This window comes from Bradyrhizobium sp. UFLA05-153 (genome assembly GCF_054185185.1).
This window is the reverse complement of record NZ_JBBIAM010000131.1, coordinates 1-24,821: the sequence shown is the minus strand read 5'-3', so window position 1 is coordinate 24,821 and position 24,821 is coordinate 1. Positions and strand designations below refer to the sequence as shown.

The 24,821-nt window shown below is 63.5% G+C and carries 21 protein-coding genes and 1 pseudogene; 7 read left to right on the top strand and 15 right to left on the bottom strand.

The genetic code is table 11. The annotated features are described in order from the left end of the window. From Q2941_RS42935 to Q2941_RS42925, 3 genes and pseudogenes are all read right to left on the bottom strand, one after another. Positions 1-511, bottom strand: a pseudogene (locus Q2941_RS42935) (glucose-6-phosphate dehydrogenase); the annotation flags it as partial. Positions 512-524: 13 nt separating this feature from the next. Continuing rightward, positions 525-1,526, bottom strand: coding sequence for a phosphogluconate dehydrogenase (NAD(+)-dependent, decarboxylating) (gene gnd / locus Q2941_RS42930; RefSeq protein WP_027524658.1), 1,002 nt, complete (start codon positions 1,524-1,526; stop codon positions 525-527). Positions 1,527-1,540: 14 nt separating this feature from the next. Beyond that, positions 1,541-4,390: a bifunctional transaldolase/phosoglucose isomerase gene (locus Q2941_RS42925; protein ID WP_458196308.1), complete on the bottom strand. Its 2,850-nt coding sequence runs from the start codon at positions 4,388-4,390 to the stop codon at positions 1,541-1,543. A gap of 425 nt (positions 4,391-4,815) precedes the next feature. Between Q2941_RS42925 and Q2941_RS42920 the strand changes: the two genes are divergently transcribed. From Q2941_RS42920 to Q2941_RS42905, 4 genes are all read left to right on the top strand, one after another. Further along, entirely contained in the window at positions 4,816-5,274 is a 459-nt protein-coding gene (locus tag Q2941_RS42920) for a hypothetical protein (protein ID WP_458196307.1), read from the top strand. Between the two features lie 302 nt (positions 5,275-5,576). Then, positions 5,577-7,520 carry a PrkA family serine protein kinase gene (locus tag Q2941_RS42915; RefSeq protein WP_027524656.1) on the top strand — a complete coding sequence of 648 codons (1,944 nt, stop codon included), beginning with the start codon at positions 5,577-5,579 and terminating at the stop codon, positions 7,518-7,520. A 13-nt stretch (positions 7,521-7,533) separates the two neighbouring features. Next, complete coding sequence (locus Q2941_RS42910) at positions 7,534-8,811, top strand: YeaH/YhbH family protein (RefSeq protein ID WP_027524655.1); 1,278 nt, start codon at positions 7,534-7,536, stop codon at positions 8,809-8,811. Continuing rightward, positions 8,808-10,352 carry a SpoVR family protein gene (locus Q2941_RS42905; protein ID WP_027524654.1) on the top strand — a complete coding sequence of 515 codons (1,545 nt, stop codon included), beginning with the start codon at positions 8,808-8,810 and terminating at the stop codon, positions 10,350-10,352. The genes Q2941_RS42910 and Q2941_RS42905 overlap by 4 nt, the downstream gene beginning before the upstream one ends. Positions 10,353-10,548: 196 nt before the next feature. On the opposite strand, the gene Q2941_RS42900 is transcribed toward Q2941_RS42905, so the two are convergent. After that, entirely contained in the window at positions 10,549-10,998 is a 450-nt protein-coding gene (locus tag Q2941_RS42900) for a DsrE family protein (RefSeq protein ID WP_458196306.1), read from the bottom strand. Positions 10,999-11,026: 28 nt separating this feature from the next. Then, entirely contained in the window at positions 11,027-11,629 is a 603-nt protein-coding gene (locus Q2941_RS42895) for a hypothetical protein (protein ID WP_254111129.1), read from the bottom strand. 153 nt (positions 11,630-11,782) lie between these two features. Here Q2941_RS42895 and Q2941_RS42890 point away from each other — a divergent pair, with 153 nt between their 5' ends. Beyond that, positions 11,783-12,817, top strand: a complete 1,035-nt coding sequence (locus tag Q2941_RS42890; protein ID WP_458196305.1) for an ABC transporter substrate-binding protein — start codon at positions 11,783-11,785, stop codon at positions 12,815-12,817. Between the two features lie 93 nt (positions 12,818-12,910). Here the strand turns inward: Q2941_RS42890 and Q2941_RS42885 are convergent, their stop codons facing one another. The 10 genes from Q2941_RS42885 to pqqA all read right to left on the bottom strand — a co-directional run bounded on the left by Q2941_RS42885 (position 12,911) and on the right by pqqA (position 23,049). Next, positions 12,911-13,966, bottom strand: coding sequence for a 2-oxoacid:ferredoxin oxidoreductase subunit beta (locus tag Q2941_RS42885; RefSeq protein WP_027522478.1), 1,056 nt, complete (start codon positions 13,964-13,966; stop codon positions 12,911-12,913). Further along, the gene (locus Q2941_RS42880) at positions 13,963-15,810 is read right to left on the bottom strand and encodes a 2-oxoacid:acceptor oxidoreductase subunit alpha (RefSeq protein ID WP_458196304.1); all 1,848 of its coding nucleotides are present in this window, start codon (positions 15,808-15,810) and stop codon (positions 13,963-13,965) included. Before Q2941_RS42880 ends, Q2941_RS42885 begins: the two co-directional genes overlap by 4 nt. Continuing rightward, positions 15,780-17,579, bottom strand: a complete 1,800-nt coding sequence (locus Q2941_RS42875; RefSeq protein ID WP_027522476.1) for an FAD-dependent oxidoreductase — start codon at positions 17,577-17,579, stop codon at positions 15,780-15,782. Before Q2941_RS42875 ends, Q2941_RS42880 begins: the two co-directional genes overlap by 31 nt. Positions 17,580-17,817: 238 nt before the next feature. After that, positions 17,818-18,507 carry a hypothetical protein gene (locus Q2941_RS42870; protein ID WP_458196302.1) on the bottom strand — a complete coding sequence of 230 codons (690 nt, stop codon included), beginning with the start codon at positions 18,505-18,507 and terminating at the stop codon, positions 17,818-17,820. Positions 18,508-18,646: 139 nt separating this feature from the next. Then, positions 18,647-19,633, bottom strand: a complete 987-nt coding sequence (gene pip / locus Q2941_RS42865) for a prolyl aminopeptidase (RefSeq protein ID WP_027522474.1) — start codon at positions 19,631-19,633, stop codon at positions 18,647-18,649. After that, positions 19,623-20,825 carry a pyrroloquinoline quinone biosynthesis protein PqqE gene (gene pqqE, locus Q2941_RS42860; RefSeq protein ID WP_458196301.1) on the bottom strand — a complete coding sequence of 401 codons (1,203 nt, stop codon included), beginning with the start codon at positions 20,823-20,825 and terminating at the stop codon, positions 19,623-19,625. Before pqqE ends, pip begins: the two co-directional genes overlap by 11 nt. Further along, positions 20,822-21,133 carry a pyrroloquinoline quinone biosynthesis peptide chaperone PqqD gene (gene pqqD, locus Q2941_RS42855; protein WP_027522472.1) on the bottom strand — a complete coding sequence of 104 codons (312 nt, stop codon included), beginning with the start codon at positions 21,131-21,133 and terminating at the stop codon, positions 20,822-20,824. Before pqqD ends, pqqE begins: the two co-directional genes overlap by 4 nt. A 13-nt stretch (positions 21,134-21,146) precedes the next feature. Continuing rightward, positions 21,147-21,902, bottom strand: a complete 756-nt coding sequence (gene pqqC, locus Q2941_RS42850) for a pyrroloquinoline-quinone synthase PqqC (RefSeq protein WP_371260481.1) — start codon at positions 21,900-21,902, stop codon at positions 21,147-21,149. Positions 21,903-21,922: 20 nt separating this feature from the next. Continuing rightward, complete coding sequence (pqqB, locus tag Q2941_RS42845; protein WP_458196300.1) at positions 21,923-22,852, bottom strand: pyrroloquinoline quinone biosynthesis protein PqqB; 930 nt, start codon at positions 22,850-22,852, stop codon at positions 21,923-21,925. Positions 22,853-22,968: 116 nt separating this feature from the next. Beyond that, complete coding sequence (gene pqqA / locus Q2941_RS42840) at positions 22,969-23,049, bottom strand: pyrroloquinoline quinone precursor peptide PqqA (protein ID WP_007595659.1); 81 nt, start codon at positions 23,047-23,049, stop codon at positions 22,969-22,971. 299 nt (positions 23,050-23,348) lie between these two features. Here pqqA and Q2941_RS42835 point away from each other — a divergent pair, with 299 nt between their 5' ends. Continuing rightward, positions 23,349-23,606, top strand: coding sequence for a DUF6894 family protein (locus Q2941_RS42835; protein ID WP_027522469.1), 258 nt, complete (start codon positions 23,349-23,351; stop codon positions 23,604-23,606). A gap of 82 nt (positions 23,607-23,688) precedes the next feature. Further along, a partial coding sequence (locus tag Q2941_RS42830) for an amidase family protein (RefSeq protein WP_458196299.1) occupies positions 23,689-24,821 on the top strand: 1,133 nt, incomplete at its 3' end.

Genomic DNA, 24,821 nt, shown 5'->3' with positions numbered 1-24,821 from the left:
GCGCCGAGGCGAGGTCGGTGCCGAAGGGCTTTTCGACCACGAGTCGCCGCCAGGCGCCGTTGTCTTCCTTCATCAGTCCGGTGCGGCCGAGCTCGCGCGCGGTCGGTGCAAACGCCGCCGGCGGGGTCGCGAGATAGAACAGCCGGTTGCCGCCGGTGCCGCGGGAGCATTCGAGCGCGTCCAGATGCTCGCGCAGCGCGTCGAAGGAGGGTGGATCCTTTGGGTCCGCCTCGACGAAGGTCACGCATTGCAGGAGTTGCTGGGCGACGACGTCGTCCACCGGACGGGTGGCATGCTCGCGCAGGCCCTTCAACAGGCCGTCGCGCAGCTCGTCATTCGACATACCCTTGCGGGCGGCGCCGACGACACAGAATTTCTCCGGCAACAGGTTCTCGGCGGCGAGATTGTAGAGCGACGGGATCACCAGGCGATGGGTCAGATCGCCGGTGACGCCGAAGATGACGAAGGCGCAATTTTCGGGTTTGCGTTGGGGCTGCGGATCTTTTGTCACGAATGGCCGGCCTTCAGGCTTTGGGCTTGGATGCACCCGGTTGTTTCGGCTCCTTGTGCCCTCCGAAGCCGGCACGCATGGCGGAGAGGATCTTCTCCGCAAAGGTATGCTCCTTGCGTGAGCGGAAGCGGGCAAACAAGGCCGCGGTCAGCACTTCGGCCGGCACCGCCTCGTCGATGGCCGCATTCACGGTCCAGCGCCCTTCGCCGGAATCCTCCACGAACCCCGAATACTCGGTCAGGGCCGGGCTGTCGGCGAGCGCGGTCGAGGTGAGGTCGAGCAGCCAGGACGGGATCACGCTGCCGCGCCGCCACACCTCGGCAATGTCGGCGAGATCGAAATTGAAACGATGATCCGCCGGCAGCGCCTCGATGTCAGCGTTCTTGAGGATGTCGAAACCCTCGGCATAGGCCTGCATCAGGCCGTACTCGATGCCGTTGTGGATCATCTTGACGAAATGACCGGCGCCGATCGGCCCGGCATGGATGTAGCCTTGCTCGATGCGGGGATCGCGGCCCTCACGTCCCGGCGTGCGCGGAATGTCACCTGCGCCCGGCGCCAGCGTGCCGAAGATCGGATCGAGCCGGTCGACGACGGCCTTGTCGCCACCGATCATCATGCAATAGCCGCGGTCGAGCCCCCAGACGCCGCCGGAGGTCCCGACGTCGACATAGTGGATGCCACGCTCCCTGAGCGCTTTGCCGCGGCGGACGTCGTCCTGCCAGAAGGTGTTGCCGCCGTCGATGATGACGTCGCCGGCTTGCATCAGCTTTGCGAGCGTCTCGATCGTCGTCTCGGTGATGCGGCCGGCGGGCAGCATCACCCAGGCGGTGCGCGGCTTGTCGAGCTTGGCGACGAACTCTTCCAGCGTGCTCGCGCCTTGCGCGCCGTCGGCGGCAAGATCGGCGACGGCCTTGGCGTCCTTGTCATAGACCACGGCCGAATGGCCATTCCGCATCAGCCGTCGGACAATGTTGCCGCCCATCCGGCCGAGGCCGATCATGCCGAGCTGCATTGACGTATCCTCTTTCAGTTCAACGCTTGCGAGAGCGCGGCGTTCAGCGCGGCAAGGCCTTTCTTCAGCCCGCCCTTCAGGTGCACGCGGAGCGCGCGCCGTCCGCGCTCGGTGAGCACGTCGAAGTCGCCGCGCGCCTGCGCCGCCTTGATGACGCCAAAGCTCGCCTTCTGGCCCGGCACCGGAAGGTCCTTGGCGTCGTCGGTCGTGATTTGCAGGAATACGCCGCTGTCGGGCCCGCCCTTGTAGGCCTGTCCGGTCGAATGCAGGAAGCGCGGACCGAATTCCGCGGCGGTGGCGACATGGCGCTTTTCGAGCACCTCCGTCCGCATCGCCTGCAAGGCCTCGATCGTGGCCTTGTCGCGCGCGATATAGCCGAGCAGCGCGACATAGTCGCCTTGCCCCGAGCGGCCGAGATGCGCTCTCAGCCACGAGGTGAGGTCGCCGTTCGCGCCGGCGGCGCGGAGCGCCGCCGCATTGGTGTCGTCGGTGTAGAGATCGGCATCCGCGGTGCTGACGACCGGCTTTTCGGGCGGCAGCGCGCCGGTCTTCTCGAACGCGGCGGTGAGCTCGCGGGTCTTGATCTTGGCTGCTTCTACGTCCGGCTGGTCGAACGGGTTGATGCCGAGGACGGAGCCCGCGACTGCGGTCGCCATCTCGAAGCGGAAGAACTCCTGGCCGAGATGGTCGACCGACTTCATGACGATACGCACCACGGGGTGACCCGCGCGCTCGAGCGCGGCGAGCTTCTCGTCGTGAGCCGCGTCCGTCTCACTCTCGGTACGGATATCGACGAAGAAGCGGTCGTTGCCGTAAACGTGCGGATCTCCGAGCGGTTCGCCGTCGATCGGGATCAGACCCTTGCCCTCCTTGCCGGTCGATTCCGCGATGAGCTGCTCGGCCCAGGCGCCGAAATCAGCGATCTTCTTCGACGAGAAGATGGTCACCTTGTCACGGCCCTCGAGGCCGGCGAGCCCCATGGCAAGGCCGAGCTGCACGCCGGGATTTTCATGCGGCGGCACGTCCGGTCCGCAGGAGCGCACCATGGCGAGCGTGTGCTTGATGAAGCTTCCGACATCGATGCCGGCAGTCGCGGCCGGCACGAGGCCAAAGGGCGAGAGCACCGAATAGCGTCCGCCGATCGAGGGCTCGCCGTAGAAGATGCGGGCATAGTTCAGCGTCTTGGCGGCCTTCTCCAGCGACGAGCCGGGGTCGGTAACCGCGATGAAACGATGGCCGGTCTTGACGGAGGAGCCGACCGCTTGCGCGACACGGTCGTAGAAATAGTCCTTCATCGCGTTCGGCTCGGTGGTGCCGCCGGACTTGCTGGATACGATGAACACGGTGTTGGCGATGTCGATCTTGGCTTCCATCGCCCGTACCTGCGCCGGGTCGGTGGAGTCGAGCACATGCAGCTTCGGGAAGCCCGCCTTCCGCGCAAACGTCTCGGCCAGCACTTCGGGCCCGAGGCTCGATCCCCCCATGCCGAGCACGACGGCGTCGGAGAATTTCTGGCCCTTCACGCGACCAGCGTAATCCGCATAGTCGGCGATGTCGGCCTTCACCGCGGAGTCGAGCCAGCCGAGCCACTTGTTCTCATCCGCGCCGGTCCAGACCGATTTGTCGTGCTGCCAGAGCCTGCGGATCTTTGCCGAGACCCGCCACTCTTCGGTGTTCTTGGTCACGGCCTTGCCGAGGCCCTCGCCAAGGGCAAGGTGCTGGCGGTCGATCGCGGTCCCGAGCACGGTGGCGCGCTTGGAGGCGACCGCGCCATAGAGCTTGTCGGCGGCGTCGGCAAACAGCTTCACGCCGTCCTTGACGAGCTCCTCGGTGATCTCGTCGAGGGAGATGCCGGAGCGCTCGAGCTCCTCCAGCACGCGGGCAGCCTCCTCGACATTCTCCTCGAGGCTGTCGCGCAGCTTGCCGTGGTCGCGGAACGCATCGAGCGTCGCCGGCGGCACGGTGTTGATGGTGTTCGGGCCGATCAACTCCTCGACATAGAGGACGTCGCTATAGTCCTTGTTCTTGGTGCCGGTGGAGGCCCACAGCATCCGCTGTGGCCTCGCGCCCTTGGCGGCGAGCTTGTCCCAGCGTGGCCCGGAGAACAGGCGCTTGTAGTCCTGATAGGCGAGTTTTGCATTCGCGATCGCGACCTTGCCCTTGAGCGCCGCCAGGCGCTCCTTTTCGCTCGGGTCATTGGCGCGGGCGATCTTGTCGTCGAGCTGCTTGTCGACCACGGTGTCGATCCGGCTGACGAAGAAGCTTGCGACACTTGCGACATGCGACGGATCGCCGCCGCCGGCTACGTACTTCTCAAGGCCCGCAAGATAGGCCTCGGCAACCTCCAGATAGACCTCCTTGGAGAACAACAGGGTGATGTTGACGCTGATGCCTTCGCCGATGAGCTGCTCGATGGCCGGCAGGCCCTCCGGCGTCGCCGGCACCTTGATCATCAAGTTTTTGCGATCGACATCCTTCCAGAGCCGCCGGGCTTCCGCGACCGTCCCCTTGGTGTCCATCGCCAAATACGGCGACACCTCCAGGCTGACGAAGCCGTCCTGGCCCTTCAGATGGTTATAGACCGGGCGCAGCACGTCGGCGGCATTCTGGATGTCCTCGACCGCGAGCTGCTCGAAGAGGTCGGCGACCGGACGGTCGCCGCGCTTCAGCGCCTTGCCGATCGGGGCGTCATATTCGTCCGAGCTGCCGATCGCCTTTTCGAAGATCGACGGGTTGGAGGTGACGCCCTTGACGCCGTCGGTCTCGATCAGCTGCTTCAGGTCGCCCTTCGCGATGAAGCCGCGGGCCAGGAAGTCCAGCCAGACGGCCTGTCCGTGCTTTTCCAGTTCTTTGACGGGATTCATGGTCTCTCTTTTCTCCGAGCCGGTGGCGGGCGAGGGGTTCCAGCGCCGGTCCTGACGCGCTATGGTGTGTTAACATGACCTTGGGAGGGAACCAATCAAGGGTATTTGCGTCATACTCTCGGCATAACTCTGTTGAGATCGTAGCGATCCAGCCGATTGGTTGTCCGGTTGCGTGAAAGTCGTTGGCCGTAAGCGTTTCGGCCAGAGTCTGTAGCGTAGCGTCAGCCTTCGCTGAACGGAGTTTTGTCTCGCGGGCTCAAGCATTGTCCGTTGGGCGGGTGGCGTTAGTTCATTCATGAACTGCCATGCTGGGGGATAAGCATGCACGCAAATTCTGGCGGCCTTGCGATTGCCGTCACGCCGCGTGGATCGGCCTCTCCTGCCGGGCTTGATGCGTCCGACGATCTCGAGATCTTGCCTTCGAGTTGTGGGGTGGACTCGGCGCCTATGAACGGGCGGCAGGCTGCGCGGGTGTCCTGCTGTTCGGGCTCGTCACCTGCCGGCTGATATGGATGTTGCCGGCCGAGCGGGGGCCGGTCGTCATCGTCAGCCGTTACGGCATCCGCGACTTGCGTATCGGCAATGAATTCCTGCTCTGGGACTCGATCGAAGACGTTTCGGTGCGCGAAAGCCGCGGATGCAAAACCGTTGTGCTGACGCCGACGCCGGCGCTGCGGCAGCAACTTCGCTGCGTCAGGAGCAGACGCGCGATCTCGCCACAGAGCGATACGGATTTCATCGTCATCGATCCGGCCGGGCTGGCGACGGACCTCGCGACGCTCCTGCGAGCCTGTCAGGCTTGTCACGACGCGAGCGAGCGGCGCACCGCATTGCAACAGAAGAGCCGTCACGACGCTCAAAGCTTCGCCGTCAAAGCGTCATAAGTTTGCCGTCGGCGGGCCGCTATGCTGCGCTGCCGGATGGACACATCCCCGGTAATGCCCGGATGTTGCGGTGGGGCGACATTTGCTGGAAATTAGCGAGTACGGGTATAGATTCGCATAAATAACAGGCAAGTGCCTGTTCGTAACTCACCCGGTGCCTACGTAGTGCGTTGCGCCGAGAAGGCGCCCGGGTGTCCAATGATCGTCATGTGCTCACGCTGATTCGAAACGGGCGCTGAGGAACGGTCCAGCAACTGCTTTCGTTTCAGCTTGGGTAAGCGGAAATCACGCGGAGAGGGATCATGTACAACGATTCTTTGTTCAACGCTTTCGCTCGGTCGTTCGAGGCGAGAAGCCAGCTCGACATGTCGATGGCGGAATATCTGGAATCGTGTCGAAGCGATCCCATGAAATACGCGAATTCAGCCGAGCGACTACTAGCTGCGATCGGTGAACCCCAGACGATTGACACGGCCAAGGACCCACGCCTTGGCCGAATCTTTTTGAACCGCACGATCCGCACCTATCCAGCGTTCGCCGGCTTCTACGGCATGGAAGAAACGATCGAGCGCATCGTTGGTTTCTTCCGTCATGCCGCGCAAGGCCTCGAAGAACGCAAGCAGATCCTCTATCTGCTCGGCCCGGTCGGCGGCGGCAAATCCTCGCTCGCCGAGCGGCTCAAGTCGCTGATGGAAGTGCAACCCATTTATGTGCTGAAGGCCGGCGATGAACTGAGCCCGGTGTTCGAAAGCCCGCTCAGCCTGTTCGATCCCGATCAGCTCGGGCCGATGCTGGAAGAGAAGTACGGCATTCCGCGCCGCCGTCTCACCGGCCTGATGAGCCCGTGGTGCTACAAGCGGCTGGAAGCCTTCGGCGGCGACATCTCGCAATTCCGCGTCGCCAAGATCCAGCCGTCGCGGCTGCGCCAGATCGCGATCGCCAAGACCGAGCCCGGTGACGAGAACAACCAGGACATCTCCTCGCTGGTCGGCAAGGTCGACATCCGCAAGCTGGAGACCTACGCGCAGAACGACCCCGATGCGTACAGCTATTCCGGTGGCCTCAACCGCTCCAACCAGGGCATCCTCGAATTCGTCGAGATGTTCAAGGCGCCGATCAAGATGCTGCACCCGCTGCTCACCGCGACGCAGGAGGGCAACTATATCGGCACCGAGAACATCGGCGCGATCCCCTTCACCGGCATCATCCTCGCGCACTCGAACGAGGCCGAGTGGGCGAGCTTCAAGTCCAACAAGAACAACGAAGCCTTCATCGACCGCATCTGCGTGATCAAGGTGCCCTATGTCCTGCGATACACCGAGGAGCAGAAGATATACGAAAAGCTGATCCAGGGCTCAGAGCTTGCCTCGGCACCTTGCGCGCCCGCGACGCTGGAGACGATGGCGCGGTTCTCGGTGATGTCACGTCTGCGCAGGCACGAAAATTCCACGCTGTTTGCCAAGATGCGGGTGTACGATGGCGAAAGCCTGAAGGAATCCGATCCCAAGGCGCGCAGCGTCCAGGAATACCGTGATGCCGCCGGTGTCGATGAGGGCATGGACGGCGTTTCCACTCGCTTCGCCTTCAAGATCCTGGCCGCGACCTTCAACCACGATCCGCAGGAGGTCGCAGCCGATACCGTGCATCTGATGTACGCGCTGGAACAGGCGATCCGCCGCGAGCAGCTTCCCGAGGAGACCGAGAAACGCTACCTGGAATTCATCAAGGCCGAGCTTGCGCCGCGTTACGCCGAGTTCATCGGTAACGAGATCCAGAAGGCCTATCTCGAATCCTACTCGGATTACGGCCAGAACCTGTTCGACCGCTACGTGGACTATGCCGATGCATGGATCGAGGATCAGGACTTCAAGGATCCCGATACGGGACAGCTCCTGGATCGCGAACTCTTGAACCAGGAGTTGACCAAGATCGAGAAGCCCGCCGGCATCGCCAACCCGAAGGACTTCCGGAACGAGGTGGTCAAATTCTCGTTACGGGCCAGGGCTCAGAATAGCGGCAAGAATCCGAACTGGACCTCTTACGAGAAGATTCGCGACGTGATCGAAAAGCGGATATTCTCTCAGGTCGAGGACCTGCTTCCGGTGATCTCGTTCGGGTCGAAGAAGGACGGCGAGACCGAGAAGAAGCACGGCGAGTTTGTCGCACGTATGGTGGAGCGCGGCTACACCGAGCGTCAGGTTCGCCGGCTCGTCGAGTGGTATATGCGTGTGAAGCAGGCCGGTTGAGGCGGATGAGAACGTGGCCCACATTATTGACAGGCGCCTGAATCCGGGCGGCAAGAGTCTTGAGAACCGCCAGCGGTTCTTGCGTCGAGCCAAATCCCTGGTGCAGGGCGCCGTCAAGAAGACCTCGCAGGAACGCGATATCAAGGACGTCCTGGAGGGAGGGGAGGTCACGATCCCCCTCGACGGGATGCACGAGCCGCGCTTCCGCCGCGAAGGCGGCACACGCGACATGGTGCTGCCCGGGAACAAGAAGTTCATCGAGGGCGACTATCTGCAGCGTTCGGGGCAGGGCGGCGCCAAGGACTCCGGTCCCGGTGAAGGCGACAGCGAGGACGCCTTTCGCTTCGTCTTGAGCCGCGACGAGTTCGTCGATCTCTTCCTCGATGATCTCGAGCTTCCCGATCTCGCCAAGCGTAAGATCACCCAGACCGAGAGCGAGGGCCTCCAGCGCGCCGGCTACACCACGTCTGGCTCACCTGCGAACATCTCCGTCAACCGGACCGTCCAGCTCGCGCTCGCTCGCCGTATCGCGCTGCGCCGTCCGCGCAAGAGCGAGATGGATGAGCTGGAAGCCAGGATCGCCGAATGCACCGACGAAGACGAGCGCGCGGCGCTCGTCGCTGAACTCGAGAGGCTGAAGGCGAAATCCAAGCGCATCCCTTTCATCGATCCGCTCGACATCCGCTATCGCCGCTTCGAGACGGTGCCCAAGCCGGTGGCGCAGGCGGTGATGTTCTGCCTGATGGACGTCTCCGGCTCGATGTCCGAGCACATGAAGGATCTCGCCAAGCGCTTCTACATGCTGCTCTACGTCTTCCTGAAGCGCCGCTACAAGCACGTCGAGATCGTCTTCATCCGTCACACCGACCGCGCGGAGGAGGTGGACGAGCAGACCTTCTTCTATGGTCCGGCCTCGGGCGGCACGCTGGTGTCGAGCGCGCTCCAGGCGATGCATGAGATCGTGCGCGAGCGCTTCAATCCATCGGACTGGAACATCTATGCAGCCCAGGCTTCCGACGGCGACAACTCCTATTCCGACGGCGAGCTCGCGGGCATGCTCCTGACCGAGAAGATCCTGCCGGTCTGCCAGTTCTTCGCTTATCTCGAAGTTGGCGAGTCCGGCGGCAGCGCGTTCGATCTCTCCGACTCCTCGCTCTGGACGCTTTATGAGCGCCTGCGCAATAGCGGCGCGCCGCTGTCGATGCGCAAGGTCAGCGAGCGCAGCGAAATCTTCCCGGTGTTCCACGACCTGTTCCAGCGCCGCGAAAATCAGGAGAAGGCCGCTCCATGACGGACAAGACCGGGCGATTGTTCGAAGGCGCGGACTGGGACTTCCTCACCTTGCAGCGTATCCACGATGCCTGCGAGGACGTCGCGAAGAAGGAGCTCGGCCTCGACGTCTATCCGAACCAGATCGAGGTGATCACCGCCGAGCAGATGCTGGACGCCTACTCCTCCGTCGGCATGCCGCTGTTCTACAAGCACTGGTCCTTCGGCAAGCATTTTGCGTTTCACGAGGCCTCCTACCGCAAGGGCCTGATGGGCCTCGCCTACGAGATCGTGATCAATTCTTCGCCCTGCATCTCCTATTTGATGGAGGAGAACACGGCGACGATGCAGACGCTGGTGATTGCGCATGCCGCGTTCGGCCACAACCACTTCTTCAAGAACAACTATCTGTTCAAGCAGTGGACCGATGCCGACGGTATTCTGGATTATCTCGACTTCGCCAAGAACTACGTCTCGCAATGCGAGGCGCGCTATGGTCGCGTCGAGGTCGAGCGCACGCTCGACGCGGCGCATGCGCTGATGTCGCACGGCATCGACCGGTATCCCGGCAAGAAGAATATCGATCTGCGAGCTGAGGAAAAGCGCGCCGGCCGCCGTCGCCAGCACGAGGAGGAGGTCTTCAACGACCTCTGGCGCACCGTGCCGACAGGTCCGAGCAAGAGCCGGTCGGTGCTGAGCATCGAGCGGCGTCGCAAGCTGCTCGGCCTGCCGCAGGAAAACCTGCTCTACTTCCTGGAAAAGAGCGCGCCGCGGCTGGCGCCCTGGCAGCGTGAATTGCTGCGCATCGTCCGCCACATCGCACAGTATTTCTACCCGCAGAGCCAAACCAAGGTGATGAACGAGGGGACGGCGACCTACGTTCACTATCGCATCATGTCGACCCTGCATAAGCAGGGCCGTATCACCGACGGCAACTTCCTCGAATTCCTCCAGTCACACACCAACGTGGTGTTCCAGCCCGAGTTCGACGATCCGCGCTTCTCCGGCTTTAATCCTTATGCGCTCGGTTTTGCGATGATGCAGGATATCGAGCGGATCGCTACGAATCCCGAGGCCGAGGACCGCGAGTGGTTCCCGGACATTGCCGGCAAGGGCGACGCCACGGGCGTGCTACGCGACGTCTGGGCCAACTACCGCGATGAGAGCTTCATCGGGCAGTTCCTCAGCCCCAGGCTGATGCGGCACCTGCGCATGTTCCATCTCCACGACGATCCCGAGGAGCGCGCCGGCATCCGGGTCGACGCCATCCACGACGAGCGCGGCTTCCGCCGTGTCCGCCGTGAGCTCGCGCGGCAGCACGATGTCGGCTTCATCGACGCCAATATCGAGGTGGTCGACGTCGACCTCGCCGGCGACCGCCGGCTGATCCTGCATCACCACGTCATCAAGGGCTCGCAGCTCAACGAGACCGACGCCAAGCGTGTGCTCCAGCATCTCGCCGATCTCTGGACCTACGACGTGTCGCTGATCGAGGTCGATGCCAACGACAAGGTTTTGCGGGAGTACGTAGTCAGCCCGCGGCCGATCCCCGCGGCGGCGTAACGCTCATGCGTGAAGCGTACACGGCGATTCCGGCAAGCCGCGTCCCCATTTTCGCCGTCATGCCCCGGCTTGACCGGGGCATCCAGCACGCCGCGGCTTCTCGGCTGAATCTCTGCGCCTCTGGAATACTGGATCGCCCGGTCAAGCCGGGCGATGACAGCTGAGCTTGGGACGGCGACACCAACCTCCGTCGAACTCACGGCCTCAAATACAAATACCCCTGCGATTGCAGCTCCGCGAGGCGGACCACGCCGCCTTTCACCGCGCTGACGAAGCCGGGCAAGAGATCCTTCAGCGTGATGTTCTGCGCCTTCATGGTGTTGCTGCAGGCAGCGAGCTCTACACCGTCCCTGGCGAAATCGCCGACGCGCTTGCTGACGTCGGGATTGGCTTGCGTCGAGTGAAACGCCTTGAGCGCCGGGCCGTGGATGACGAGCGCGATCGTCACGTGCTCGGGGCCGCCGACACCGTCGATGTGGTTCTGGATGTTGCCGAGAACGAAATTGACCTTCTCGGCATCGCTCAAATGATAGACGACCTTCAGCCTGTCCGCTGGCGTCGGTTCGGTCGCAGCCTTTGCGCGCGACGCGGCGAGGGCCGTGCCCAAAGCCGATGCTGCGCTCCACAAAATATTACGGCGGTTCATGGCGGTTCTCCAGATCGGGGCGAACCTATCATTTGTGACGAAGCGCGGCGAGTTCCTTGCGGTCGGTCACGAGCGAGGCGCACTCGCTGGTGTCGGTGCGGTCGAGGCGGAAAATCTTGTCGTCGGCGCCGGCGACCAGCGATTCCTCGGCGTCGTCGTCAAGCTTGTTGTTCTGCCAGACCTTGACGCGCTCGAGTCGAACGATCGCCGATTTGTCGTCCTTCGACAGCGCGATCCCGATCCCGCCGCCGTCGCAGTCGACGCCGCAGCCGAAGCGGACCTCGTCGCCGTTGTCCTGAAACAGCGCGTGGCCGCAGGAGCCGGAGGAGTCGAATTCGCCCGAGCGGTGCCGATATCGGAAGCCCAGGCGGAAGGCGTAGTGCAGCTCCTTGTCCTCTTGCTCGTACTCGGCCGAGACCAGCAGCTTCATGGAGGCAACCTTCTGCTTCGGATGGCGAGCCAGATGCACGGCATCGTAACGGCGGACGAAGCAGGCATAGGCCTTGTGGCCGGGCGCGCCCGCAAACATGCGCGTGTCAAAAGCGTCGGACTGGGCCTTGGTGGCCTCCTGGGCGTGGCCGGTACCGCCGAGAGCGGCGAGGGTGAGGACGACGAGGAGGGGAAGCTTCATGTGTGTTCCCGAACGCTTCGAGCCGATGAGGTCCGGCTGGCCGCCGGCGGGGTATTTGGCGGTTAGTCGCTACGCGAACCGGATGCGTTCACCTGTCCGCGATGGCCTGGCGCGCCGCGCGGGCCCGGATTTTACCTATCCCCTGGAGGCCGAATGCTGGTACACGCGCGTGATGCGTTCGACTCTTGCCAATCCGGGCCGCGCATGATCCGGCGCGCCTTCATCCGCGCAATCGGGCTCCTGGCGGCCACGCCATGGCTTGCGGCGAACGCCCAGCCAGTGCCGCGCAGGAAGCTCGTCGGCATGGTCTCCTCGTTCAGCGAGCAGCAATTGCTGCCGCTCCGCGCCGCGCTCCTGGAGCGGCTGGGCGAGCTCGGCTGGCGCGACGGCGACAATCTGGAGTTCGACCTGCGGCTGGCCAAACCGATGGCATCCTCCCTTTCGGATGCTTCTGCTTCGTTGGTGCAGCGGAAGCCGGACCTGCTGATCGCACAGGGCAGTCCCACGCTCGAGGCAATGCGCAAGTACTCTGGCGCGATACCCGTCGTATTCCTGCTGGTGGCTGATCCCGTCGAACTCGGCGTGGTGACGTCCTTGTCACATCCCGGAGGAAGCCTCACCGGCTTCACGAATTTCGAACTCGCGGTCGGGGGCAAATGGGTCGATCTGCTGAAGGCCGCCGACACGACGATCGAGCGCATCGTCCTGATCGCCAATCCCGACAACAACACCAGCGCGCCGTTCGTTCGCCAGATCGAGAGCGACGGGCGCGAAACCGGCGTGAACGTGCAGACGATCTACGTCCGCGATGCCGGCGAGATCGAGCGGGCCATTCGCGGCGCCGGTGGTTCGCCCAGGGCCGGCCTGATGACGCTACCCGACTCTCTGCCGATCCTGCATCAGGATCTGATCGTCAATTTGACCAACGAGCTGCGCATTCCCAGCATCCATCCGTTCCGCAGCTTTCCGGCAAGCGGCGCACTGATGTCGTACGGGCTGGATTTCCCGGAGTTGTTTCGCGAGGTCGCTTCCTATGCAGACAGGATTCTGCGCGGAACGAAACCGGCCGACCTTCCAGTGCAGGCGCCGACAAAATTCGAGCTCGTCATCAATTTGAGGACGGCGAAGCTCTTGGGGATCGAGGTGCCGCCGGCGCTGCTTGCGAGCGCCGATGAAGCCATCGAGTGAGCGAACTCTCGCTTGGCGCGACGAAGCTGTAGACAAAATCACAGAGCTGCGCTGCAGCTGTCGATCACAAGCCGCTAAGTGAGGCGGAGCGTACTACCGCAGGCTGGCGTTGATCTTGTCCAGCACCGCCGAACCCGGACAGAGATCGTCGGCCTCCAACGTGTTGAGCGGCGTCTCGACGGTGTTGAGGTGCTCGTGCAGGTCATCCGCCTCGGGATCGACATAAAGCAGTCCCGTGACGATCTGCCCCTTGGCGGCGTGCTTCTGGAGGAAGGTCATCGCCCCTAGCCGGTCATGCGGATCGTAGTCGGCGTCGATCTTGCGCAGCGCGATCTTGCTGCCGTCATGCTGCTCGACGACCTGCACGGAGCCAGGCGCGTAATCGACGCTGATCGGGTCGCGGCCGACCAGCACATCGAGCCGGTTCACTGCATCGTTGTGCTCTCGGACATAGTCGAAGCTCTTGGTCGAGCCGGTGTGATTGTTGAAGGCGATGCAGGGGCTGATGACGTCGATGAAGGACGCGCCTTTGTGGCGGATCGCCGCGGCGATCAGCGGCACGAGCTGGGTCTTGTCGCCGGAGAAGCTGCGCGCGACGAAGGTCGCCCCCAACTGCAGCGCGATCGCGACGAGGTCGATGGCGTTGTCGGTGTTGGTGACGCCCTTCTTGGATTTCGAGCCGCGGTCGGCTGTGGCCGAGAACTGGCCCTTGGTGAGGCCATAAACGCCGTTGTTCTCGACGATATAGGTCATGTTGACGGCGCGCCGTATCGAGTGTGCGAACTGGCCGAAGCCGATCGAGGCGGAATCGCCGTCGCCGGAGACGCCGAGATAGATCAGGTCGCGATTGGCAAGGTTGGCGCCCGTGAGCACCGAAGGCATGCGGCCGTGTACGGAGTTGAAGCCGTGTGAATTGCCGAGGAAATAGTCCGGCGTCTTCGACGAGCAGCCGATGCCGGAAATCTTCGCCACCCGGTGTGGCTCGATCGAGAGTTCGTAGCAGGCTTCGATGATCGAGGCCGTGATCGAGTCGTGACCGCAGCCGGCGCACAGCGTCGAGATCTTGCCCTCGTAGTCGCGATGCGTGTAGCCGAGCTCGTTCTTCTTCAGGCCCGGGTGATGAAATTTCGGCTTTGCAATGTAGGTCATGTCACGGCCTTGCGGAGAGGGGTCACCTTGAGCTGATCCTGGTGGTCGCCAATGGCTTTTGCGATGAATCGGGCGGTGATCGGCGAGCCGTCGTAATGCACGATCGGTACGAGGCGCACCGGGTCGATGCCGTTCTCGTTGACGATGAGCTGACGGAGCTGGCTGTCGCGGTTCTGCTCGACGACGTAGACGAAATCGTGCTCGGCGAGGAAGCTCGCCACGCTGGAATGGAACGGGAAGGCGCGGATGCGCAAGCGGTCGAGCTGATGCCCGCGCGCCTCCAGAAGGCCGATCGCCTCGTCCATCGCCGGCGCCGTGGAGCCGAAATAGATCACGCCATATTTGGTCGGTCGTTCCGCATTGGCTTGCAGCGGCCGTGGCACGAGATCCTGCGCGGTCTCGAACTTGCGCACGAGGCGCTGCATGTTGTCGGCATAGACCGTGCCTTCCTCGGAGTAGCGCGCATAGCGGTCGCGCGAGGTGCCGCGGGTGAAATAGGAGCCCTTGGTCGGATGCGTGCCGGGATAGGTGCGGTAGGGGATGCCGTCACCGTCGACGTCGAGATAGCGGCCGAAGTCGCGGCCCTCGTCCAGCATCTCCGCGGTCATCACCTTGCCGCGGTCATATTGCCGCGCGTCGTCCCACTTCAGCGGACGGCAGAGGCGGTGGTTCATGCCGATATCGAGATCGAGCATCAGGAAGATCGTGGTCTGAAGCCGCTCGGCCAGATCGAACGCGGCTGCCGCGAACTCGAACGCCTCGGCCGGGTCTTCCGGGAACAGCAGCACATGCTTGGTATCGCCATGTGAGGCGTAGGCGCAGGCGATGATGTCGCATTGCTGCGTGCGGGTCGGCATGCCCGTCGAGGGGCCGGCGCGCTGGATGTTCATGATCACGGCCGGGATCTCGGCGAAATACGAGAGGCCGATGAATTCCGTCATCAGCGAGATGCCGGGGCCCGACGTCGCGGTGAAGGCCCGCGCGCCGTTCCAGGAGGCGCCGATCACGATGCCGATGGAGGCAAGCTCGTCCTCGCCCTGCACGATCGCGTATTTCGCCTTGCCGGTCGCAGGATCGTGCCGGTACTTCTTGCAATGGCTGGTGAAGGCTTCCGCAACCGACGAGGACGGCGTGATCGGATACCAGGCGCACACCGTCGCGCCGCCATAGACAGCGCCGAGCGCCGCGGCGCTGTTGCCCTCGATGAAGATGCGATCGCCGACCTTGTCGGCCTTCTTCACCCGCAGCCCGATCGGACATTTCAGGTTCTGCAGCGCCCAGTCACGCCCCAGATGCAGCGCATGGACGTTGGAAGAGAGCAGCTTCTCCTTGCCCTTGTACTGCTCGCCGATCAGCTGCTCGATCACCTTGGGATCCATGTCGAGCAGCGCGCAGAGCGCGCCGAGATAGATGATGTTCTTGAACAGCTGGCGCTGGCGCGGATCGGTATAGGTCGAGTTGGCGATCGCGGTCAGGGGAACGCCGATCACGGTAATGTCGTCGCGGAATTTGGTCGACGGCATCGGCTTGGTGGAATCGTAGAACAAATAGCCGCCGGGCTCGATGCCGGCGACGTCCTTGTCCCAGGTCTGCGGGTTCATCGCCACCATCATGTCGACGCCGCCGCGGGCGCCGAGATGGCCGGCTTCCGTCACCCGCACCTCATACCAGGTCGGCAGGCCCTGGATGTTGGAGGGGAAGATGTTGCGCGGGGAGACCGGCACGCCGTGGCGCAGGATCGCGCGGGCAAACAGCTCGTTGGCCGACGCCGAGCCCGAGCCGTTGACGTTGGCGAAGCGGACGACGAAGTCGTTTACGCTGCTGATCGGCTTTTTGTCGGGCATGATGATCCTGCGTAAGTCATATCGATGAGATATTTCTGCATGTCCCAGGCGCCGGTGGGACAACGTTCGGCGCACAGTCCGCAATGCAGGCAGACGTCCTCGTCCTTCACCATCACGCGCCCGGTCTTGAGGTCGCCGGAGACGTAGAGGTCCTGGTTCAGGTGCGGCGAGGGCGCCTTCAGCCTCTGCCGGAGATCGGCCTCCTCGCCATTCTCCGTGAAGGTGATGCAGTCCATCGGGCAGATGTCGACGCAGGCATCGCACTCGATGCACAGCGAGGTGGCGAACACGGTCTGCACGTCGCAGTTCAAACAGCGATGCGCTTCACCGAGCGCAAGCTTGACGTCGTAACCGAGCTCGACCTCGGCGCGGATGTCCTTCAGGGCCACCACCTTGTCGCGGTGCGGCACCTTGAAGCGCTTCTCCGGCGAGATATCGTTGTCATAGCTCCATTCGTGGATGCCCATCTTCTGCGAGGTGACGTGCACCTCCGGCAGCGGGCGCTCGTTGATGTCTTCGCCCGAGAGCAACCTGTGGATCGACAGCGCGGCATCGTGGCCGTGCGCCACCGCCCAGATGATGTTCTTCGGCCCGAAGGCGGCGTCGCCGCCGAAGAAGACCTTTGGGTTGGTCGAGACGAAGGTCTTGGGATCGACCTTCGGCATGTTCCACTTGTCGAACTCGATGCCGCAGTCGCGCTCGATCCAGGGAAACGCGTTCTCCTGGCCGACCGCGACCAGCACGTCGTCGCATTCGAGGGTCTGGTCGGGCTCGCCTGACGGAACGAGGTTGCGGCGTCCCTTGGCGTCGTACTCGGCGCGCACTTTCTGGAAGGTGACGCCGGTGAGCTTGCCGTTGTCGTGGACGAAGGCGACGGGGACGAGGAAGTTGAGGATCGGAATGTCCTCGTGGATCGCGTCCTCCTTCTCCCAGGGCGAAGCCTTCATCTCCTCGAAGCCGGAGCGCACGATGACCTTGACGTCCTCGCCGCCGAGCCTGCGCGCCGTGCGGCAGCAATCCATCGCGGTGTTGCCGCCGCCGAGCACGATCACGCGCTTGCCGATCTTGTCGATGTGACCGAAGGAGACGGAGGACAGCCAGTCGATGCCAATATGGATGTTCGCGGCTGCCTCTTTGCGGCCGGGAATGTCGAGCTCGCGGCCGCGCGGCGCGCCGGAACCCACGAAGATCGCATCGTATTTGTCGGCCAGCAGCGCCTTCATGCTCTCGATGCGGTGGCCGCCCTTGAACTCGACGCCGAGCTCGAGGATGTAGCCGGTCTCCTCGTCGATCACGGAATTCGGCAGGCGGAATTTCGGGATCTGCGTGCGCATCATGCCGCCGGCTTCGGGGTCGGCATCGAACACGGTGCAGTGATAGCCGAGCGGCGCGAGATCGCGCGCCACCGTCAGCGACGCCGGGCCACCGCCAACCAGCGCAATGCGCTTGCCGTTCTTAGGCGAGGGACGCGGCAGGCGCTGCTTGATGTCATCCTTGAAGTCGGCCGCGACGCGCTTCAGGCGGCAGATCGCCACCGGAGTTTCCTCGACGCGTCCGCGACGGCACGCTGGCTCGCATGGACGATCGCAGGTGCGTCCCAGAATTCCGGGAAACACGTTCGATTTCCAATTGATCATATAGGCGTCGCTGTAGCGGCCTTGAGCGATCAGACGGATGTATTCGGGAACCGGGGTGTGCGCGGGACAGGCCCACTGGCAATCGACTACTTTGTGAAAGTAGTCTGGGGCCGAAATATCGGTCGGTTTCATTCCTACCCTGTCCGCACAGGCTCAAGCGCCCTGCGGCCTTCTTGAGCTTGGCGAACGCTTACGCGTCGATATGGTTCTTAAATTGGATCATAGGCTTACCTTATTAGAACCATTCCGAGGCTCGCACAAAGGCAAATTTGGGCAATGCTCCGCATTCATAGGAGCTACGCACAGAGAGCATCAACAGAAGCAAACATTATGCGGCGGTGCAGCATCTCGCGATACGTGTGATGAGACATCACCCGCGCGCGGTATCGCTCTTGATGTCGCTCTTGGCGAGATCCCACATCAGGCAGTAGGTGCCGACGGAAACGGGAAGCGAGGACGGCGATGCTGCTGGGCCGGTGAAGCGTTCGGCAATCACGGCAGAGACGACGCTGACGCGCGTGCCGTCGATCAGCACGAACCAGTCGTTGGCGCCCGGGCTGCGCACCGACGGGATCTCCGCCGTCGGGCCGGAAAGCTCTGCATCACTCTCCAGCAGATGCATGGAGATGATGCCGTCGTATTTTTCCGGCGCGAGCTTTTCCCGCAGTGCATCGCGCAATCGTCCGGCATTGTCGGGCGTCGGGCGCAGCCGTACCACGCCGAGCGCGACGCCGCGTCCGCTGCCGCGGCTGATGGTGATGCGCGCCACCGCGCGGATCATGTTCTCGAACCGTGCCATGGTCTGACGCGACCAGTCGGTCGGGCTTGCAAGCCCCGCCCGATAAGCGGGACTGTCGAGCACGTCGAGCGTCGCAGTCGAATAGAGGCAGAGATATTTGGGGCTGGCAGCGTGAGCGACATAGCGCCGCGCCTCCAGAAAACCCTCGATCGCAACACGCTCCGCGAGATGTTCGCGATCATACCAGCGGTTGAAATCGGCCTCATGCTCCGCGTCGATATTCATCGACGTCAGCAGCATGCCCTTCCCGGCGAGCGGCATTCTTCTTGTTGTCCTTCTTGCAGACCCTCATGGTGAGGAGCGCGTCTTCGCGCGTCTCGAACCATGAAGGCGCCACTGTAGCATCTCGGCCTCATCCTTCGAGACGCGCTCCTTCGGAGCGCTCCTCAGGATGAGAGTTCTATCGCGCGGCCTTCGAAGCAAGGTCCGCGATCGCTCTCATCACGGCGTCCCTCACGCCGGGATCATAGAGCGAATGCCCGGCCTCTTCCACGATGCGGATCTCGGAACCCGGCCACACTTTCGCGAGCGCCCAAGATATCTCGGGCGGGCACAACAAATCATAGCGGCCCTGGATGATGATGCCGTGAATGCCGGCGAGCCTGCCGGCATTTTGCAGCAGCTGATCCGGCGCCATGAAGCAGTCATTGATGAAGTAGTGTGCTTCCATGAAGGGCGTCGCGGGCAGCGTGCGCCACACGTTGATGGTTGCGAGATCGAGCCGCGTGCGCGCCGGCTTGTGTTCGGACAGGGTGCGCTCGGTGTCGTGCCAGGCCCGCGCGGCGGGGCCATGGATGTCAGGATCGGGATCGAGAATGCGGCGCCAATGCGCTTCGATCGGCCGCTCTCGCTCTTCGGCTGACAGCAGGCTCAAAAAGTCCTCGTTGAGCGCGGGATAGAATTGCGGCAGCCGCGACGTGAAGCCGGTTTCGACCTCGGCTCGCGTGCCGAGAAAGGTTGCGCGCAGCACGATGCCCGAGACGCGGTCGGGATGGGCCTGCGCGTAAGCGAGCGCCAGCGTCGCACCCCAGGAGCCGCCGATCACCATCCAGCGTTCGAAACCGAACCTTTGGCGGATCGCCTCCATGTCAGCGACGAGATGCTGCGTGGTGTTGTGCTCGCGCGAGCCCTTCGGCCGGCTGCGGCCGGCGCCGCGCTGGTCGAACAGCACGGCATGGAAGCGTTCAGGATCAAAAAGCCGGCGATGGTCGGGCTGGCAGCCGCTGCCGGGGCCGCCATGCAGATAGACGGCCGGGATGCCGTCGGCGCGGCCGACGCTCTCGACATAGATCTCGTGACCGTCGGAGACGGCGAGCATTTCCGAAGTCAGCGGCGCAAAGGGATCGGCGCGTTTGGCCGATTTGGCCGCCTCGGCGTCAGGCGCCATTCTCGCCAGACTCCCAAGTGCCACCGGCAAAGTTGCGGTAGAGGAAGCGGTTGGTCTCGCCTTCGGCTTCGCGCTCGGCCTGCTTGAAGATGGTCTCGTGCAGCGGCGATAGCGCGCAGGCCGGATCGGTGTTGGCCGCATCGCCCGTCAGTGCAAAGGCCTGGCAGCGGCAGCCGCCGAAATCGATCTCGCGGAACTCGCAGGTCTTGCACGGCTCCTTCATCCAGCCGGTGCCACGATAGCGGTTGAAGGCGTCCGAGTTCTGCCAGATCCAGGCGATCGAATGATTGGAGCGCACGGACTCGAAGTCGAGCCCGGTGATGCTCTCGGCCGCATGGCAGGGCAGCACCTTGCCGGCGGGCGAGATGTTGAAGAACTGCCGGCCCCAGCCGCCCATGCACTTCTTCGGCCGCAGCGCATAGTAGTCCGGCACGACATAGTCGATCGCGAGCGTGCCCTTGAGGCGCTCGCGCGCCTCCTGGACGATACGGGTCGTCTCGTCGAGCTGCGCAACCGTCGGCATCAGCGCGGCGCGGTTCTTCAGCGCCCAGCCGTAGTACTGGACGTTGGCGACCTCGAGCCGGTCGGCATCGAGATCGACCGCCATCTGGATGATGTCGGGGAGTTGGTGCAGGTTCTGGCGGTGCATCACCGCGTTCACGGTGAGCGGCAGATCAAGCTCGCGTGTCCACTTAGCGACTTCGAGCTTCTTGTGATGCGCGCCCTTGTAGCCGGCGACGCGGTCGGCGGCGATATCCTCGGTGCCCTGAAAGCTGATCTGCACATGGCAGAGGCCTGCATCCGCGAACTCGCCCAGCTTGTCGCGCGTCAGCAATACGGCCGAAGTGATCAAATTGGTATAGAGGCCGGCGTCGCTCGCATGCTTGATGAGCTCGACGAGGTCTTTCCGCGCGGTCGGCTCGCCGCCGGAGAAATGCACCTGGAGCACGCCGATCTCGGCGAGCTCGGTCAAGACCCTCTTCCACTCCTCGGTCGTAAGTTCCTTTCCGGCGCGATCGAGCTCGACCGGGTTGGAGCAATAGGGGCATTGCAGCGGGCAGCGATGTGTGACCTCCAGCAGGACGGCGAGCGGAATGCCGAACGTCTCCGCCGTCGAGCGCTGCTTTTCGAGCACCGCCAGGCTATCGCTGACATCGTGGGGAACGCCGGGGTCGCCAAGTACGTCGCTCATGACGTCTTCTCCCGGGCTTCGGTCAGAAAGCCCTTGTCTGCAAGGTCCTGCAACATGGCGATCACGTCGCTCAGGATCGCATCGCGTGGTGCAGCATACTTCGCGGCGAGCTGGTCGGCCATATCGCCGACATTGCGGATGCCGTCGCAGAGCTGCAGGACCTCGACCGCGATCTCGTCCGGCGCCAGTACCCGTTCCGGCGCCAGGATCACCCAGACCTTCCGCGTCTCGTCGTATTTCAGCTTGGCATGCCGCGGCAGCACGGGCCGGCTCGCTTCGCTGACGCTGATGTGACGCGGCCCGGCCATTGCTTATTTCCTCTCAGCTCGCTTTGGGCACGAAGGCGCCCGGCGGAATGTGCCCGTCGACATAGGCATGATAGAGCGCGTCGAGCTGCACCCACAGCACGTTGGTCTTGAAGATCAGCGCGTTGCAGACGGCCGCGCGTTCCTCGGGAGTCCTGGCGTGCTTCCTGACATAGTCGAGCGCGAAATTGGCGTCGCGCGGCGCCTGGGTCAGGCGGCGCTTGAAGTAGCTCATGATATCAGGATTGACGAAATCATAGTGCTCCAGCATGCCGCTGATGCGCTCTTCGTGAATGCTCGGCGCGAACAGCTCCGTCAGGGAGGAGGCGATCGCCTCCAGCGGGCTCTTCTCGCGGCAGAAATGCACGTAGGCCTCGACCGCAAAGCGCGTTGCGGGAAGAATGCCTTCGGTTGATTCCACATAGGCCGTGTCGAGGCCCAGGCCTTCGGTTAGCTTCAGCCAGCGCTCGATGCCGCCCTCGCTGCCGACATCGCCGTCATGATCCTCGATGCGGTGGCGCCATTCCAGCCGCGTGGCGCGGTCGCGAAAGCGCGAGATCACCACCGCGTCCTTGAGCGGGATCGTGCTCTGGTAATAGTAGCGGTTGAGCGCCCAGGCCTGCACCTGGCCCTTGTTCAGCTTGCCGCCGTGCAGGAGCTTATGGAACGGATGCAGGCTGTGATAGCGGGTCGCGCCGATGTGGCGCAGCGTCGCCTCGAGTTCCTCGGCCGAGTTGAGCCTGATGTCCTTGCCGATCGAGAGTGCGGTCATTCCGGGCAGCGTCATGGCGTTCACAGCACGATCTCCGTTCCATCGGCGGGTATCTGCCAGCCCGCATGTTCGGCCGCCTTGCGCTCGGGCGAGGAGGGCAGCAGCGCCGGGTTCGAGTTATTGATATGCAGAAATATCTTCCTGTCGATATCGAGGCCGGCGAGCCGCGCGATCGCGCCGTCCTCGCCGGACATCGCGACATGCCCCATGCTCTTGCCGGTCTTCTGGCCGAGCCCGGCCTGGATCATCTCGTCGTCGCGCCACACCGTGCCGTCGAAGAACACCAGCGATGCGCCGGCAATCTGCGCTCTCAACGTGTCGGTGACCTCGGCGCAGGCAGCGAGGAAGTAGAAATTCTTGCCGGTCGACTTGTCCGTGATCTTCAGGCCCAGCGTGTCGCCGGCGCCACTGCTCCCGCCGGGATGCGCCTTGCCTTCCAGGTACCAGGCCGATTTGCCTGCTACCTCGAACGCAACCACCTCGATGCCGGAGCGTGCGCCGTCGGGAAGGCGCGGCTCGAACGGCTCATCGACCCCTATCGGCTGGCGCTTGACGTTCTTCTCGTTCAGCACGTTGAAGATGCTGTTGGCCTTCAGGATCGCCAGCACCTTGTCATGGGCGTAGATCGTGAACGGCGAGCCCTCGCGCATCGACAAGAGTCCCGCCACCGCGTCCACCTCGCCATTGGTCAGGATCACGCCGGCGATCGGCGTGTGGCGCAGCGCGCCCGGCTTCGGATGAAGCTGCGGCGTGGCATTGAATTGCTGCCGGAGGTCGGGCGAGGCGTTGATCAGGAACCAGTTGTCGCCGTCGGCGCTGAAGGCGACCGAAGCCTGGGTTCTCTGCAATTGTCGGGAGTCAGCGCGCGCTGCCCAGCAGCCTGTGCACCCGCAGTTCCACTGCGGGACCCCGCCGCCAGCCGCGGCGCCCAGGACGACGACGCGAAGCATAATTCCGTCTCCTGGAGACACGTGTCGAGGTGGATCTCAGGCTGACACAATTCCCCTCATCCGGGGACGTGGCGCACCCGAAGGATCCACCTGCGCTCAACGTGAAACTGCCGCCCTTACTTGCGGGTGGCGCTCACATACATGTTGATTTCCATGCCGCACGGCACTTCGACGATCTTCGGTGCTTTCCAGGCCATTGAGCGCCTCCTTTTTTGAGAAAATCGGACGTATCCGTCCCCCCGTTAAACTACTGCGGGCGGAAAAGTTCGCCAGTTAAATCTTCCGGGACCTAGGTAGTAGACAGCTGCAATGCTGCGCTGCAAACACGGAAAAGCCCGACCGCGCCGCGGAGATGACGCAAAAACAGCAAAACAACCCCACGCAAAGTACAACGATATGTAGAGAACGACGATAGGGTGTGAGCCCTGTCCGGATAAAGCGGTTGTGAGTACGAAACGGCTTTCAATCGGCTACAGGCGACCCCATTGGATCAGGCATGCCCAGATATTTCTTCAACACCCGCATCGGCGACGAATTGATCGTGGATCCTGACGGCGAGGACCTGCGCAATCCCGATCGTGCCTGGGAAGTGGCGCGCCAAATGATTTTGGAAGTGCTGAAGTCGGAAGGCACCCAGCCGGCGTTGCTCGAGGCGGTCATCGAGGTCACCGACGACGACGGTGAGATCGTGTTGGAATTTCCTTTCACGGAAGCGCTTCTGGACCTGCCGGATCAATCCGCCACCCGGCACTGACGATCCGGATTCCGCCCCTGCGCAATGCGCATGGCTTTGCCGCCTGACCGGCGCTAAAAGACCCGGTCACACGGAGCATGCCATGCAAGACCTCTGGCGCCTGTCGGCCGCCGACCTCGCCACTCTCATCCGGTCCAGGAAGGTTTCCGCCACCGAAGCCGCAAAGTCGGGACTTGCCCGGCTCGATGCCGTCAATCCCAAGCTGAATGCGGTGATCGACCACCGGCCGGAGGACGTGCTCAAGCAGGCGGCAGCGCTCGATGGCGCGATCGCCCGGGGCGAGGATCCGGGCCTCTTGGCCGGCGTACCCGTCACGGTGAAGGTCAATGTCGACCAGGAGGGTTTTGCCACCACGAACGGGCTGAAGATCCAGCGCGACGTCATCGCGAAGGCCGACAACCCCGTGGTCGCCAATTTGCGCAAGGCGGGCGCCGTCATTCTCGGCCGCACCAACTGCCCGGCCTTTTCCTATCGCTGGTTCACCACAAACCTGATCCACGGTGACACCAAGAATCCGCGCGATGCCTCGCTGACCCCGGGCGGCTCCTCGGGCGGGGCCGGATCGGCGGTAGCGGCCGGCATCGGCCACATTGCCCACGGCACTGATATCGCGGGCTCGATCCGCTACCCCGCCTATGCCTGCGGCGTGCACGGCTTGCGGCCGACCATGGGCCGGATTCCCGCCTTCAACGCGGCCCTGCCGGAGCGCCCGATCGGGCCGCAGATCAGCGCGGTCTCCGGGCCGCTGGCGCGCACCGTCAATGACCTGCGGATTTCGCTTGCCGCGATGGCGGCCCGTGACGTGCGCGACCCCTGGTGGGTGCCTGCGCCGCTCGAAGGACCGGCGATGCCCAAGCGTGCGGCGCTGTGCCTCAATCCGGATGGGCTCGCGACCGCACCGGAAGTGACGGCCGCGCTCAGAGACGCCGGCAAGCGGCTGGAGCGGGCAGGCTGGACGGTGGAGGTGATCGAGAACACCCCGCCGATGCGGGAAGCTGCTGAATGGCAGACGAAGCTGTGGCTTGGCGACGGTTATGAGGCGGCGGTGGAAGCCGCCGAGCGCGAGGGCGATCCCGGCGCGCTCGCCTGCCTGCGCGGCAACCGCGCCAAGGTCACCCCGTTCGACCAGGCGGCCTATGCCAAGGCGCTGATGCGCCGGGCGACGCTGACGCGCGAATGGATGCTGTTCTTCGAAAAATACGCGGTGGTGCTGAC